This is a genomic window from Acinetobacter guillouiae (genome assembly GCF_002370525.2).
Lineage (GTDB): Bacteria > Pseudomonadota > Gammaproteobacteria > Pseudomonadales > Moraxellaceae > Acinetobacter > Acinetobacter guillouiae.
Genome location: NZ_AP014630.1, coordinates 4562982 through 4577143 on the forward strand (window position 1 = coordinate 4562982; position 14162 = coordinate 4577143).

At 39.1% G+C, this 14162-nt stretch carries 16 protein-coding genes; 13 read left to right on the forward strand and 3 right to left on the reverse strand.

Annotated elements, in window-relative coordinates:
- The first annotated feature begins 259 nt into the window (after positions 1-259).
- The 12 genes from AS4_RS21260 (at position 260) to AS4_RS21310 (ending at position 11496) form a co-directional block, all read left to right on the forward strand.
- Positions 260-1006 carry a YciK family oxidoreductase gene (locus tag AS4_RS21260; protein WP_004723535.1) on the forward strand — a complete coding sequence of 249 codons (747 nt, stop codon included), beginning with the start codon at positions 260-262 and terminating at the stop codon, positions 1004-1006.
- Between the two features lie 227 nt (positions 1007-1233).
- Positions 1234-1389, forward strand: a complete 156-nt coding sequence (locus AS4_RS21860; RefSeq protein WP_167468963.1) for a hypothetical protein — start codon at positions 1234-1236, stop codon at positions 1387-1389.
- Between the two features lie 281 nt (positions 1390-1670).
- Positions 1671-2072: an RcnB family protein gene (locus tag AS4_RS21265; RefSeq protein ID WP_034614751.1), complete on the forward strand. Its 402-nt coding sequence runs from the start codon at positions 1671-1673 to the stop codon at positions 2070-2072.
- A gap of 208 nt (positions 2073-2280) precedes the next feature.
- Positions 2281-2577 carry an RcnB family protein gene (locus AS4_RS21270; RefSeq protein ID WP_004723538.1) on the forward strand — a complete coding sequence of 99 codons (297 nt, stop codon included), beginning with the start codon at positions 2281-2283 and terminating at the stop codon, positions 2575-2577.
- Between the two features lie 192 nt (positions 2578-2769).
- Entirely contained in the window at positions 2770-3132 is a 363-nt protein-coding gene (locus AS4_RS21275; RefSeq protein ID WP_004823605.1) for an RcnB family protein, read from the forward strand.
- 419 nt (positions 3133-3551) lie between these two features.
- Positions 3552-4907 carry an amino-acid N-acetyltransferase gene (gene argA / locus AS4_RS21280; protein WP_096735428.1) on the forward strand — a complete coding sequence of 452 codons (1356 nt, stop codon included), beginning with the start codon at positions 3552-3554 and terminating at the stop codon, positions 4905-4907.
- 335 nt (positions 4908-5242) lie between these two features.
- On the forward strand, positions 5243-6202 hold the full coding sequence (locus AS4_RS21285) for a sulfonate ABC transporter substrate-binding protein (protein WP_004823603.1): 960 nt from the start codon (positions 5243-5245) through the stop codon (positions 6200-6202).
- A 94-nt stretch (positions 6203-6296) separates the two neighbouring features.
- A complete protein-coding gene (locus tag AS4_RS21290) occupies positions 6297-7229 on the forward strand; it encodes a sulfonate ABC transporter substrate-binding protein (protein ID WP_096735578.1) in 933 nt (310 codons plus the stop codon).
- 22 nt (positions 7230-7251) lie between these two features.
- The gene (gene ssuD / locus AS4_RS21295) at positions 7252-8421 is read left to right on the forward strand and encodes an FMNH2-dependent alkanesulfonate monooxygenase (protein ID WP_004723543.1); all 1170 of its coding nucleotides are present in this window, start codon (positions 7252-7254) and stop codon (positions 8419-8421) included.
- On the forward strand, positions 8418-9239 hold the full coding sequence (gene ssuC, locus AS4_RS21300) for an aliphatic sulfonate ABC transporter permease SsuC (protein ID WP_004723544.1): 822 nt from the start codon (positions 8418-8420) through the stop codon (positions 9237-9239). Before ssuD ends, ssuC begins: the two co-directional genes overlap by 4 nt.
- A gap of 9 nt (positions 9240-9248) precedes the next feature.
- Positions 9249-10046 (forward strand): ATP-binding cassette domain-containing protein, encoded by a 798-nt coding sequence (locus AS4_RS21305; protein WP_096735429.1) that lies wholly within the window; start codon positions 9249-9251, stop codon positions 10044-10046.
- Between the two features lie 835 nt (positions 10047-10881).
- Positions 10882-11496 carry a TetR/AcrR family transcriptional regulator gene (locus AS4_RS21310; RefSeq protein WP_016539535.1) on the forward strand — a complete coding sequence of 205 codons (615 nt, stop codon included), beginning with the start codon at positions 10882-10884 and terminating at the stop codon, positions 11494-11496.
- A 103-nt stretch (positions 11497-11599) separates the two neighbouring features.
- Here AS4_RS21310 and AS4_RS21315 read toward each other — a convergent pair whose 3' ends face one another.
- Positions 11600-12166 carry a 5'-methylthioadenosine/S-adenosylhomocysteine nucleosidase family protein gene (locus AS4_RS21315; RefSeq protein WP_096735430.1) on the reverse strand — a complete coding sequence of 189 codons (567 nt, stop codon included), beginning with the start codon at positions 12164-12166 and terminating at the stop codon, positions 11600-11602.
- Between the two features lie 158 nt (positions 12167-12324).
- Here AS4_RS21315 and AS4_RS21320 point away from each other — a divergent pair, with 158 nt between their 5' ends.
- The gene (locus AS4_RS21320) at positions 12325-12867 is read left to right on the forward strand and encodes an NADPH-dependent FMN reductase (protein WP_004723548.1); all 543 of its coding nucleotides are present in this window, start codon (positions 12325-12327) and stop codon (positions 12865-12867) included.
- Between the two features lie 226 nt (positions 12868-13093).
- On the opposite strand, the gene AS4_RS21325 is transcribed toward AS4_RS21320, so the two are convergent.
- Positions 13094-13360, reverse strand: a complete 267-nt coding sequence (locus AS4_RS21325) for a PAAR domain-containing protein (RefSeq protein WP_004723549.1) — start codon at positions 13358-13360, stop codon at positions 13094-13096.
- Positions 13361-13398: 38 nt separating this feature from the next.
- Positions 13399-14049, reverse strand: coding sequence for an OmpA family protein (locus AS4_RS21330; protein WP_434087049.1), 651 nt, complete (start codon positions 14047-14049; stop codon positions 13399-13401).
- Between the last annotated feature and the right edge of the window lie 113 nt (positions 14050-14162).

Sequence of the window (14162 nt, forward strand, 5' to 3'; positions counted from 1 at the left end):
TTCAAGAAAATCATTCAATTTACCCAACAACATGATAAATAACACTGAAACATCTTGAATATGATGTTTCAATGTTTTTATATAGAAGATAGCGTTGTTGGCACTTCGGCTCGCTTTACGAGAAGCAGTTCTTTTCCAACAGTGCAAAGTAAGACATATAAAATTTAATCATTCTAAATGATGAGAAACATTGTTTGATTGGGTAACGACATTGCGTCCAAAGCCTAAATGACATCATAACAACTATAGGAGGTCTCCCATGAAGTATTCAGAATATCAACCTCGCCCAGATTTATTGAAGGATAAAATTATCCTTATTACGGGTGCGGGAGACGGTATTGGACGTGCAGCTGCGCTCAGCTACGCCTTACACGGCGCAACAGTCGTGTTACATGGTCGCACGCTCAATAAACTTGAAGTCATTTATGATGAAATTGAATCACTTGGTGCCCCGCAACCTGCCATTCTTCCTTTGCAGCTTTCTACTGCCTCTTCACGTGACTATGAACTGCTTGTCGATACTCTAGAGCAACAATTTGGCCGCTTAGATGGTATTTTGCATAATGCCGGAATCTTAGGAGAGCGTGTTGAGTTGGCACATTATCCAGAAGAAGTCTGGGATGATGTTATGGCGGTGAATTTACGTGCACCCTTTGTGCTCACCCAAGAATTACTGCCTTTACTGGAAAAATCTGAAAATGCATCAGTCGTTTTTGCCAGCTCTGGTGTAGGACGCGAAGCACGTGCGCAATGGGGCGCTTACTCGGTTTCAAAAATTGCGATTGAAGCGGTTAGTAAAATATTTGCCAAAGAAAATACTTATCCAAATATCCGTTATAACTGTATCAACCCAGGTGGGACCCGTACCGCTATGCGTGCCAAAGCTTATCCTGATGAGGATCCAAAGGTTTTACCATCACCTGAAGCCATCATGCCTGCTTATCTCTACCTCATGGGAGATGATAGCCTTGCGTTGAATGGTGAGAGTATCGACGCACAAGATTAGGGTCTGTTGACATTTCTCTTTCTCCACGCTTTTCGAAGTGTGGAGAAAATCATAAGCGATCCTGTCATTTAAAATATTGGTCATAGAGTCAAAATAAAAATTTAATAAAAGCCCATATCAAAATCGTTTTACCCAATAAAAATGATAATTTTATTCAGTTTCTTAAATAACAACGCTTACTCTATAGTAGTACTCAAGTTAAGCAGATCAATTTGAGGCGTTTTTTTATGAAAGATTTAAAACATAAAGTAGAGATGATTCGTTCTATCGAACAATTACAGCTTCCAAATCAGTTTATTCAGGCCTTAGATGATGCCCATCAAGCTAAAGAGATGATCAAAGCGATCAATTGTTTAAAGCAGATGAATCAGCAGTGGTATTAATCATTCAGGCTCAATTTATAGCGGGGTCATCTCTCTAAGCCTGCATACAAGTTTATTTTCATAAATATTTACATTTTTTAGTCACATATTCCGCTAAAAAAAATTTGCTGCGATGCATTACAGCTCAAAGCTTTGCAATAACCCTTTTCACTTTTACATAAATATGTTTTTATTATGTCTGTCATTTTAAATGAAAAACTGAACTTTCTTCACAGTTTCTCTGCAATTTAGCAGTACAGTAGTGAGGTCAAAATAAACATATTGAATAAGCGAGGACGATTATGAAAAAGATTTTAGCGATCATCGCCATCTCTTTATCAACGCTGTTGACGGCTCAGATCAGCAGTGCAGGTCCTCATTTTGACGATGACAATGGTTTTGATCGTGGCAAAAGTGACCGTGGAGATCGTGGACGCAATCATCGTGATCGTGGTAATGACGATGACAACATTCAAGAACAACGTCGTGAACGTGAAGAACGTGGCGTAAAACGTTTGCAACAACACAAATGGCAAATGGGTTATGTAATGCCACAGCATTATCGTGGTAATAGTTATAAAGTTGATTATAAAGAAGAAAATCTTCCAAAACCTTCACGTAATCAACAGTGGTATAAGATTAACAATGACTATATCTTGGTCGACTCAGACAATAATAATATTGTGAATATCCGAGGAATGTAGTTTTTTTAATATTTTGGTTTCATAGGCTCAAACACCTTTTTGTTTGAGCTTTTTTTTGTCTAAATTTCAGCTTTTACAATCTGTTTTTAAAAAACGCTAGAAACCTCCATAAAATTGACAATTAGATGATATTTCTCCATTTTTTATCTTAACTTAAATTGTAATTTGAATGATCGGATAAAGCATCCGTCTTAAAAGGTCAATTCAAATGAGAAAAGTTCTAAGCGCAATCACACTATCACTCAGTGCCTTAGTTGCTACTTCAGCAATGGCTGACTGGGATCATGGTCAAAATCATCGCCCTGTTGCATCACATGAAAAATTTGAATGGCGAGAAGGTGTCATTTTACCTGATCGTTACCATGACAATCGCTATTACGTAAATGATTATCGTGCATACAAAAACCTGCATCAACCAGCTAAATTTGAACGCTGGTATAAAGTAGATGGTCGTTATGTACTGGTTAATGAACGCAACCATCATATTATCCGTGTGATTCGATAATATCCAAACTACATATTTACAGCCCAAATTCTTTTTTGGGCTTTTTTATTTATGAAAAGAAAAACCCCAATGGGTCTCTTCATCAAGTCTTCATACATTTCACAATTCACCTAAATCTTGCTCACCGTTTATCTCAAATTATTGAGTAATTTGATTAGATCAAAGGACAAAAGTTCAATTCAGGTGAATCAAATGAAAAATATCTTAACGACACTGGCTTTATCGATGAGTGCGCTGATTGCAACGTCTGCGATGGCTGCACCGCATGATTATCATCGAAATGATCACAATCGCTATCAACAAAACCATTGGGATCATAAATATGACAATCGTTGGAATAACAACAACCATTATGACAACCGAGTAAATTCGAGTCAGCGTTGGCGCTCTGGGCAATACTTCCCGACTCAATTCAATTCTTCGCGTTATCATGTCAATTATAAAAACTACCGCCAGTTACCTAAACCTGGAAGATATCAGCAATGGTATAAAGTAAATGGTGATTATGTGCTGGTAAATGAGCGAAATAATCGTATTATTCGTGTGATTGGTTAATGTCTATATTTTAACTTTTAAACCCAACTCAGCTTGGGTTTTTTCACATTTTGAGAATATGATTAAAATCTAATTGATTGGGCAAATAAATAAACTACATACTTTCATTTATATCTCCATAGTTTCTCTATATTTTACGATTAGATTTAATCTGAACTGGTTAATTATTGAATTAGCTAAAAAGGCAAATATCCTCAGTAAATTGTTCAAAATGAAAAGATTAGATTATGTCATTTCAATGAACAGTAATCCTTAAAATATTTGGTTTTTAACTCAATAATCCAATGTGAATCGCAACACTCATATGACCCTTTTGCACTCGTCCTCCCACGTTCGAGTGCTTTTTTTATTTTGACTATTATTCTTGCACTATTTTTGTTTAGAATCGCTGTATCGCAATCATCAATACTGAGATAGGCATGCAAACCGACAGTTTAGAAACAATACAAAGCACAACGCAAGAATACGTGCATTGGTTTCGTCACTCTGCACCCTATATCAATGCCCATCGTGGTAAAACTTTTGTATTGATGTTTGGTGGTGAAGCTGTTGAACATGAAAATTTTCAGCATATTATTCATGATATTGCGCTACTGCATTCATTGGGCATACGACTCATTTTAGTCCACGGCGCTCGCCCGCAAATTACGGCCAACTTGCTTCACAATAAAATTCAAAGTCCGATCCATATCAACCGTCGTGTCACCACACGTGAATCGCTGCCTTGTGTTATGAGTGCCGTTGGTTCAATTCGTCTACAAATCGAAGCATTATTGTCTATGGGGCTTGCCAATTCACCTATGTTTGGTGCACGCATTGATGTGGTCTCAGGTAATTTTGTCACAGCAAAGCCGTATGGCATTCGTGATGGTGTCGATTTCCAACTCACTGGCGAAGTTCGCACGATTGATACTGAAGCCATTCAAGGCCATTTAGGCAATCAAAATATTGTATTACTTGGTCCTACTGGGTATTCCACCACGGGTGAAGTATTTAACTTACTTGCAGAAGAAGTTGCGACAAAAACGGCCATTCATATCAAAGCCGATAAATTAATTTTTTTAGGCAATCAACAGGGCTTAATGGATGAATATGGGCAATTGAGACGTGAAATTACCCCGCAGCAACTCGATAAGCATATTGAAAAATACCAAGATTCAAATTTTGAAATCGCTTTGCATTTGCACAATGCAAAAGAAGCCTCACTAAAAGGCGTAAATCGCGTTCATCTGCTTTCCTATAGCGATGATGGTGCATTGATTAAAGAGCTCTTCACCCGTGATGGACATGGCACCATGATCACCGATTCCCATTATGAAGAAGTTCGTATGGCAAATATTGGTGATGTTGGCGGTTTGATTAATCTATTACGCCCTTTGGAAGATGAAGGTATTTTAGTCTATCGCTCACGCGAACGTTTAGAAAATGAAATTGAAAAGTTTGCAGTCATTGAACGAGATGGAACTATTCTCGCCTGTGCTGCACTCTACCCGATTCCATCAACAGACAATGAAGTGCAATCGGCCGAAATTGCTTGTGTAGCCGTACACCCAAGCTATCGCAAATCTAATCGTGGTAGCCAAATTTTGCATTTCCTAGAAGAAAATGCACGTCAATTGGGTATTCAACAACTGTTTGTATTAACCACGCGAACCGCACACTGGTTCTTAGAGCATGGATTTGAACTGGCCAATGTTGATGATTTACCCGAAGCGCGACAAGCGCTGTATAACTATCAACGTAATTCGATGGTGTTTAAAAAATCAATTGCTTAAAATTGATGAATTTTTTTATTCTCAATCAATTATCACATTTGCTGCTAAGCTTATCGCTATAGATTCCATCAAGCAGAATATTTTCTTATTCTTGAGGGTGGAATCTATATATGGCGATTGAATAATACAAATAACATCATAATTTTCAAATTCTTATAACATTATATTTTTATAGAATATCCACTTTATATTTCTCATTTATAGCTAAGCTTAGCAGTTAATTATTTATCTGTTTTTTTCATTAGCAATCACTAAAAACTTATTTTTTTGAAAATACAAAGCCTTTTAAGCTGATGCTCATGCCTTTTTCTGACTTTATAGGAGCATCGTGACTCATGGCGAGCTTATTTCAACCTTCGTGGAAAAAAATCACCCTTATGAGTGCTAGCCTTGCCACCATCATGATGCTTACTGGATGCTCAAAACCACAAGAAACCACAACCTTAAATATCGGTTTTCAAAAATATGGGGTCTTGCCCATTATCAAAGCACGTGGCGACTTAGATAAAGCCTTAAAGGAAAAAGGGGTAAATGTGAAATGGGTTGAATTCCCTGCTGGTCCTCAACTGCTAGAAGGTTTAAATGTCGGTAGTGTCGCCTTTGGTGAATCTGGGGAAGCACCGCCTATTTTCGCCCAAGCTGCAAACTCAAATCTGGTCTATGTTGCCAATCAACCTGCTGCACCTTTGGCTGAAGCCTTAATTGTGCCGAAAGATTCAGCCATTCAATCAGTCCAAGATTTAAAAGGTAAGCGTGTAGTTTTGAATAAAGGTTCAAATGTACATTATCTTTTACTCAAAGTTTTAGAAGCAAATCATTTAAAACTTGATGATATTCAAGTGGTCTACCTACCTCCAGCTGATGCACGTGCTGCCTTTGAAAAAGGTGCTGTAGATGCTTGGGTCATTTGGGATCCGTTCTTTGCTGCTGCAGAAAAACAACTCAATGCCAAAGTCATTGCGACAGGTCAAAACTTGGTCAACAACCATCAATTCTATTTGGCTGATCGTAAGTTTGCTGAACAACATCCTGATGTTTTAAAAATTGTGGTCAATGAACTGAATACGACAACGCAGTGGGTGTCTCAACATCAAACCGATGCGGCAAAACTCTTAGAAAAACCGACAGGCTTACCACTTGATATTTTGAATACCTCAATTTCTCGTATGGGTTTTGGTGTGACTCCAATTTCTAACGATGTGGTAAAGAAACAGCAAGCTGTCGCAGATGCTTTTTATCAACAAAAACTTATTCCCAATAAAATCAACATTCAAGCAGCTGTTTTAGCGAACTAATTTCGCCAACAGCGCCGTTAAAGAGGACATCAATATGACCCAGCAAATCGCACAACAAAACACAGCATCATGGTTTAATGCAACGACTCATGCCATGACCACGATGTTGATCTGTAGCGCAATGCTGGGTTCAGCCTCTGTGTGGGCAATCGATCCAACGGTAAAAGAATTACGTATAGGCTTTCAAAAAAGTTCTATTAATTTTGCAATCGCCAAACAACAAAAGTTGTATGAGAAAGAATTCCCAAATACCAAAATCACTTGGAATGAATTCCCTGCGGGTCCTCAAATTTTAGAAGCCCTTGCTGTAGGTTCTCTGGATGTTGGTGTCACTGGCGATACCCCACCAGTATATGCCCAAGCCGCGAATAAACCGCTGTACTACATTGCCTATGAAGCAGCCAAACCGTTGGCTTCGGCAATTTTAGTGCCTAAAGATTCAAAAATCACCAAACTGAATGAGTTGAAAGGTAAACGTATTGCGTTACAGAAAGGCTCAAGTGCGCATTATTTATTGGTACAAGCTGTCCGTAAAGCTGGTTTGCAATGGTCAGACATTCAACCGATTTGGTTAACCCCTGCTGATGCCCGTGCTGCATTTCAAAAAGGTGCTGTCGACGCTTGGGCGATTTGGGACCCATTCTTTGCTTCTGCTCAAGTCGAAGATCAGGCGCGTATCCTCGCTTCAGGGCAAGGTTTAAGTCCGAATTATACCTTCTATTTGGCATCTCCAGATTTTGTAAAGAAATATCCTCAAGCAGTTAAAGGCATTATCCAGCAAATTAATACTGCGGATAAATGGGTACAAGCCAATCGTGTCGCAACAGCGCAAGCCATCGGGCAAAGTACTGGTTTAAAACCGAAAGTTAGTCAAACTTTTATTGAACGACGCCCAAGACCTTCGGGTGCAGCACCGCTTTCAGCAAAAGTAATTGCAGATCAACAACAGCTGGCCAATCGTTTTAGCGAACTCAAAATTATTCCAAACAGCATTGATATCAAACAAGCCGTTTGGACAGCGAAATAATATTTTTCTAAGGATGAATGAAATGAAAATCTTCTGGTTTATTCCTACTCACGGTGACAGTCGTTATTTAGGTACAAGCAAAGGCGCTCGCCAAGTGGACCATGCTTATATGAAACAAATTGCTGTAGCTGTGGATAATTTGGGCTATGAAGGTGTACTCATTCCCACGGGACGTTCGTGTGAAGATCCATGGATTACTGCTGCGAGCCTGATTGATGCGACTAAAAATTTAAAATTCTTGGTTGCGTTACGTCCAGGCGTAACAACGCCTGCACTCGCGGCACGTATGGCTGCAACTTTTGATCGTCTATCCAATGGACGGGTTTTACTCAACCTCGTTACAGGTGGTGATGAGCAAGAATTGAAAGGTGATGGCGTATACGAAGACCACGCTTCACGTTATAAAACAGCAGCTGAATACACCACGATTTGGCGTGAAATTTTAAAACGTTCACATACGGGTGAATCATTTACCTTCCATGGCGAACGTTTAAGTGTAGACGATGCCAAACTGCTTTATCCTCCGATTCAAGCACCTTACCCACCACTCTGGTTTGGGGGCTCTTCTGAAGATGCGATTGAATTGGCTGCTGAGCAAGTTGATACCTATTTGACTTGGGGCGAACCACCTGCTGCGGTCAAAGAAAAAATTGCAGTAGTGAAAGCGAAAGCCGATGCTAAAGGTCGTCAACTTAATTATGGTATTCGTTTACATGTCATTGTTCGTGAGACCAATGAACAAGCATGGCAAGCTGCCAATGAACTGATCCAATATGTAGATGATGCGACGATCGCCGCTGCACAGAAAAAATTTAAACAAATGGATTCCGTCGGTCAGCGCCGTATGGCTGAACTACATAATGGTGATCGTAGTAAGCTTGAAGTATCGCCAAACCTTTGGGCAGGAGTTGGACTCGTTCGTGGCGGTGCAGGTACGGCTTTGGTCGGTGATCCTCAGACTGTTGCAGATCGTATCCAAGAATATGCAGATTTAGGCATCAATACCTTTATTTTCTCAGGCTACCCACATTTGGAAGAATCTATTCGCTTTGCTGAACTGGTATTCCCCTTGCTGCCGTTGGAAACACGCAAGAAACTCACACAACCTAATTTGACTGGACCATTTGGCGAAATCGTCGCCAATAACTACACCCCTGAAGAAAATAAAAAACCATTACAGGAGCCTGCATGAATGCCTTAATTAACAATGCTGCTCCAGCCAAAAGCACTGCCGTTTCACGTGGAACGAAACAAATTGGGCAGCGTTTGCTGCCTTGGATTGTGCCGATTTTACTGATTGTCATTTGGCAAATTGCGTCTAAAACAGGATTGCTTGAAAGCCGTGTTTTACCTGCGCCGACAGCGGTAGTCTCTGCATTTTGGACACTTTTAGTCAGCGGTGAGCTTTGGCAGCACGTCAAAGTCAGTGCTGGTCGTGCGCTACTTGGCCTCTTAGTTGGTGGTGGACTTGGCTTATTTTTGGGACTACTCAATGGTTCATCAAAAGTTGCATCCAACTTATTGGATACCACCTTGCAAATGATCCGAAATATTCCAGCATTGGCGCTGATTCCATTGGTTATTTTATGGTTTGGAATTGATGAGTCTGCAAAACTCTTTTTAGTGGCTGTCGGTGTGTTTTTCCCGATCTATATCAATACCTATCATGGGATTCGTTCAGTTGATCCTCAATTGATTGAAATGGGAAAAAGCTATGGGTTAAGCAGATGGCAATTGTATAAAGACATTATTTTACCGGGCGCAATGCCTTCAATTTTAGTGGGTTTACGCTTTTCACTGGGGTTGGTTTGGGTACTGCTAATTGTGGCAGAAACAATTTCCGCACAATCTGGAATTGGTTATATGACCATGAATGCGCGTGAATTTTTACAAACAGATATCGTGCTAGTGGGTATCTTGCTGTATGCCCTTTTAGGCAAACTTGCCGATGTATTTGCACAATTTTTAGAAAAATACCTATTGCGTTGGCACGCAGGTTATCAAAAATAGGAGTCTGATATGACCGATTTAAGCATTAGCCAATATGCCAATGACTTGGTGGCACCAACCGAGATTGTTGAAGAACAACAAGCAAAAATTGGTGCAGAAATTTCGATCGAACAACTGCATAAATATTATGGTGAAGTTAAAGTTCTTGAGGACTTAGATTTAAACATTGAAGCTGGTGAATTCGTTGCAATTGTGGGACGTAGTGGTTGTGGTAAAAGTACCCTACTGCGTTTAATTGCCGATTTAGAACAACCCAGTTATGGTGAAATCAAATTTAAATCCTTATTAAATTTCCGTGAAGGGATTATTGCAGATGATATTCGGGTGATGTTCCAAGATCCACGCTTATTGCCATGGAAAAGTATTCTAAAAAATGTGCAATTGGGTCTAGCCAAAAACCAATTTTCTAAAGCTGAGCAATTATTAGAAAAGGTCGGATTAAAGGAGAAATCTGGACTTTGGCCATCACAGCTTTCTGGTGGACAACGTCAACGAACGGCGCTTGCTCGTGCTTTGTCACATACACCACGAGTCTTATTACTGGATGAACCTTTAGGTGCTTTAGATGCATTGACGCGACTAGAGATGCAAAGTTTAATTGAAAAATTATGGTTAGAACAAGGCTTTACCACGATTCTTGTTACCCATGATGTCAGTGAAGCGGTTCAACTCGCCGATCGTATTATTCTTTTGGATAAAGGGCATATTGCACAACAGTTTCAAGTCGATTTACCACGTCCACGTCAAAAAGGTGTGGCGTTTGCAGAGCTTGAACAACAGGTACTCAGTGCTGTGCTTGCGACATGAACAGCAACAAAATACGCTTTTGTAGGCAACGCAAGGTATTGTCGGGCAGAATATTTTTGTCTTTACATATTAGGGTTTGCTGACAATTCGTCTATGTTTGCGACTACGTGTATTTTTTAGTCGATACTAGGCGCGAAATACGAAATTTAGTCATTCTAAATGAGTAGTTCGTAACAACCTAGCGGCAAAAAACACACAAGTCCCCCGCTGCGCCTTGCGCTGCAAACAAAGCAGTGCTTTGTTCTTGCTCAGGGTTGTGGCTAAAATTATCTCAGTCTTCGTTATGAAACTCGAAAATAGTCTCGCTATTCTCTTCGTTTCATGCCTTGCCTGCTCAATTTTAACCTACAACGCAAACCATTTATGAAATGCCAACAAACCCCAACCTTGCGGAACCATGTTGCTGATCTTGAATAATTAAATCGAATATTTAGTCGTTTTGATCGGATAGAAAATGTTCGCTGTCACAAATATGTTTAAGTTTTCAACTGTTTCTATTGATTAAAAATGAGCTGGGTATTTAAAAGCAAGTTAGTTTTCTTAAATGAAAATTAAATCATGCTATTTAAGATTATCTAATTTTTAAATTAACTCAAAAATTAACCTTATACTAAAAAATGTCACAAAATTTAAATATTAAGTCATAACTGACAGAATTTTAAAATAAGATTTGCTCCAGTTTAGTGCAAAATTAGATAATAGGGATCTACGATCGACTTAATAATAAAACTTCATCATTATTTATCAGAAATATACCAAAATAATGCTGCTTTCTGTGCACAAATCAAACATTTTACCGTACAATTTAATAATCAGTTTTTCGATTAAAGATGCGATGGAACAAAAAAAGAGTGCTCAAAAACGCCAGCAGCTGCTCAATGCTGCACTTGACGTATTTTCTGTCTATGGTTTCAACGGCGCAAGTCTAGATGAAATCGCTCAATTAGCAGATATGCATAAATCCAATATTTTCTACTACTATGAAAATAAAGAAGCCTTATATGTTGAAGTGCTAACGACAGTTATGCAGAAATGGTTAGCACCGTTGCAGTCGCTTGAGTCAGAATTGGAACCGACAGAAGCTTTGTCACATTACATCATGACCAAAATTGAAATCTCTAGAACTCAGCCTAAAGCTTCAAAACTTTTTGCATTAGAAGTGATTCAAGGCGCACCACATATTTTACCGATCCTCAAAGGCCCGCTTAAAAAGCTCTTTAAACGCAAAGCTAAAGTGATTTTAAACTGGCAGGCGCAAGGTAAAATATCAGATCAAATCGATGCTGAATTGCTGATTATTAATATTTGGGCATTGACTCAAAATTATGCAGACTTTAGTACTCAAATTGAAATGGTGACTGGTAAAACTTTGCGTAATAAAAGTATGTGTCAACGCGCAATTGAACATACAATCCATATGACTTTATATGGTGTGTTACCGCGCAATTAATCATCCAATATACTTATTGGTTATTTTGGCAAACGGCCATAGAGTTCTATGGTCGCCAAGACTCAATTTTAAACTTTATATAATACTCAAACAAACTAAGTCTTTAATAAATAGACTGATATAGTTTTAACAACTTTTGCGCACCCAATAATAAATTATCTTCCCAATCTAAATGGGCGGTGTCATTTGCACCATCTGTAATGTATTTAATCGAAACGAAACGCACAGCTAATTTTTTACAGACTTTAGCCAGTGCATAGCCTTCCATATCGACCAAGTTACAGCTCACTTTGGGTTGTCCTGTTTCAAAACTATCCCCTGTACCACAAACACCCTGCGCTAAATGTGGAAAATACGATTCTAAATGAATTTCGCCTGGAAAATGCTCATCCATTGGCGTAACGCCCACATCAAAACCGAGTGGGGAAACATCCATATCACGTTGCACAAAGGTTTTTACTTCAATCAACTCATGGGCATCAAAGAAAGAACTTCCTGCACTACCTAAATTCAGTATGGTTTTACAGCCGGTTTTTTGAATAACATCGAATGCCGTATAGGCTGCATTAATCTTGCCAATCCCGCTATAGTGGACGGTGATACCTGCTTGTTCAAATAGGCCTTTAGATTCATTGGGTAAAGCCATAATCAGTGCAATGTCGTCTTTCATATCTATTCAAAATTAAAATTTTCCTTATTAGAATGGAAATTCAAATCCTGATCAATCTTATTGTTAACTCAAAATTTTAAAATCATATACAAATCACTACTGTACCTATGACCTTGATTGCGCATAATGTTTTCATAGAAAAATAGAGATGAAAATAAATGAATATCCAAATCATCGTGGGCAGTATTCGAGAAGGTCGTGTTGCCATTAAAGTCGCAGAATGGTTACTTAAAGAAATCCAAAAACTCGACTTCAGTACCCTCAATGTTGAAATTGTAGATTTAAAAGAATGGGATTTACCTTTCTTTGCCGGAAAAAACTCACCCGCCTCAGGAATCTATGATCAGCCTAAACAGCAAGAATGGGCGAAAAAAGTTGCTTCTGGAGATGCGTTTATTTTCATTACACCAGAATACAATCACGGCTATAGTCCTGTACTGAAAAATGCCATCGACTTCGTTTATAAAGAATGGCAGAGCAAACCTTCGGCTTTTGTCAGCTATGGCGGTACTAACGGTTCACGTTCAATCGATCAAATTAAACAAGTCTGTGCTTTTATTGGCATGATTGACTCTAATGCAGTCATTGAACTGCGAGATATTGGACAACGTGGTAAGAGTGAAACCTTTGAGGGAAATGAGTTTGATAATAAAGCAGTCAAATCTGTGGTAAACAAACTCATCCAATATGCCAATGTCTAGAATCACATTGTACGCTTTAGCTTACATCACTTGCATGCATTGACGGCTAGGGAAGTTTAAGCAAATACCCTATTCTATAGTCATAGGGAACAGGAAGTTTCCCAGACATAAAACAATAATAATCGGTCTGTACATCAGGAAGTGAGGTAGAACAGGAGTTTACCTAGCGAACCAATACGAAAAAGCCCCGTCAGGATGATGGGGCTTTTTTTATACGCTGAACTATTTAATTTTGCCCAACTGTTAATGACTGATCACCAATACATTTACATCCGCAAGATAAAGGTGAATTATGCTGCGCAGCGGGCTTTCCCATTACCAACATATGATTATCACCAGCAACAATGCTGGCGACACATTTATGCTTGGGACAAGTCGCCTTATCGCCTACACATGCAATCGCTTTACCATCAATCAGAAAAGAAGACTGTGCAGAAATAATTTTTCCACCACCTGTCGTGGGTGACCCTAACGTGATATATGGAAGTGCCATAGTGCCTACCTTTTATTGTTTTGTTATGGAATAAAAATTTATAAAACATCGAACTCAATACGACGGTTCTTTTTACGCCCATCTTCAGTTGCATTATCCGCAACCGGTTTGGTTGAACCCAGACCAGCTGTGCTTAAACGAGTCGGTGCAATGCCTTTCGTAGTTAAGTATTGCTTCACCGCTTCAGCACGTTGCAAACTCAAATCCTGATTCTTCTGTGGATTACCTTGGCTGTCAGTATGCCCCACAATTTTAACATTTTTACCTTGGACTTTATTTAATGCAACCACCATCTCGTCTAAGATTTGTGTACCTGTTGCGGTAAGTACAGCTTTGCCAGATTCAAACTCAATAATTCGATTTTTTAGGGCATTATCAATCACAGATTGCTCAGCAGCATTCACTGAAATTTGAGAATTAAATCGATAAGGTGGCTGAACTAAGGATTGGAATAAACTGGTGGTTGGCTGAATATCAGTTTGTACACCCATTTTCCCAACCAATTCAACTTGCGTGCCTCGTACAGAGAGCTTACCTTGGCTAATCTTCTTTAAATCTGGGGTAATCACACGTGTAACCGAATCACTCCAGCCATTCGGTGCGGATACGGCTCGAATTTGGATTTTATCAACAACTTGATCATCACCATAAACCGCTTTTAATTTCGCCAAGATTGCTTGTTTGGTCATGTCATTCGGCACAGCACCTTCAACCACAATCGGCGCAGCAAACACATTGAATGAACAAAATAAGCTAGAAATAAGCGCAAATTTTTTCAATATTTTGACTTGTTTATTTTTCA

Bases quoted from the DNA above. Each gene is read 5' to 3' on its own strand.
- AS4_RS21260 (WP_004723535.1), top strand. From the start codon at position 260: ATGAAGTATTCAGAATATCAACCTCGCCCAGATTTATTGAAGGATAAA.
- AS4_RS21860 (WP_167468963.1), top strand. From the start codon at position 1,234: ATGAAAGATTTAAAACATAAAGTAGAGATGATTCGTTCTATCGAACAA.
- AS4_RS21265 (WP_034614751.1), top strand. From the start codon at position 1,671: ATGAAAAAGATTTTAGCGATCATCGCCATCTCTTTATCAACGCTGTTG.
- AS4_RS21270 (WP_004723538.1), top strand. From the start codon at position 2,281: ATGAGAAAAGTTCTAAGCGCAATCACACTATCACTCAGTGCCTTAGTT.
- AS4_RS21275 (WP_004823605.1), top strand. From the start codon at position 2,770: ATGAAAAATATCTTAACGACACTGGCTTTATCGATGAGTGCGCTGATT.
- argA (WP_096735428.1), top strand. From the start codon at position 3,552: ATGCAAACCGACAGTTTAGAAACAATACAAAGCACAACGCAAGAATAC.
- AS4_RS21285 (WP_004823603.1), top strand. From the start codon at position 5,243: ATGGCGAGCTTATTTCAACCTTCGTGGAAAAAAATCACCCTTATGAGT.
- AS4_RS21290 (WP_096735578.1), top strand. From the start codon at position 6,297: ATGACCACGATGTTGATCTGTAGCGCAATGCTGGGTTCAGCCTCTGTG.
- ssuD (WP_004723543.1), top strand. From the start codon at position 7,252: ATGAAAATCTTCTGGTTTATTCCTACTCACGGTGACAGTCGTTATTTA.
- ssuC (WP_004723544.1), top strand. From the start codon at position 8,418: ATGAATGCCTTAATTAACAATGCTGCTCCAGCCAAAAGCACTGCCGTT.
- AS4_RS21305 (WP_096735429.1), top strand. From the start codon at position 9,249: ATGACCGATTTAAGCATTAGCCAATATGCCAATGACTTGGTGGCACCA.
- AS4_RS21310 (WP_016539535.1), top strand. From the start codon at position 10,882: ATGGAACAAAAAAAGAGTGCTCAAAAACGCCAGCAGCTGCTCAATGCT.
- AS4_RS21315 (WP_096735430.1), bottom strand. From the start codon at position 12,166: ATGAAAGACGACATTGCACTGATTATGGCTTTACCCAATGAATCTAAA.
- AS4_RS21320 (WP_004723548.1), top strand. From the start codon at position 12,325: ATGAATATCCAAATCATCGTGGGCAGTATTCGAGAAGGTCGTGTTGCC.
- AS4_RS21325 (WP_004723549.1), bottom strand. From the start codon at position 13,360: ATGGCACTTCCATATATCACGTTAGGGTCACCCACGACAGGTGGTGGA.
- AS4_RS21330 (WP_434087049.1), bottom strand. From the start codon at position 14,049: ATGACCAAACAAGCAATCTTGGCGAAATTAAAAGCGGTTTATGGTGAT.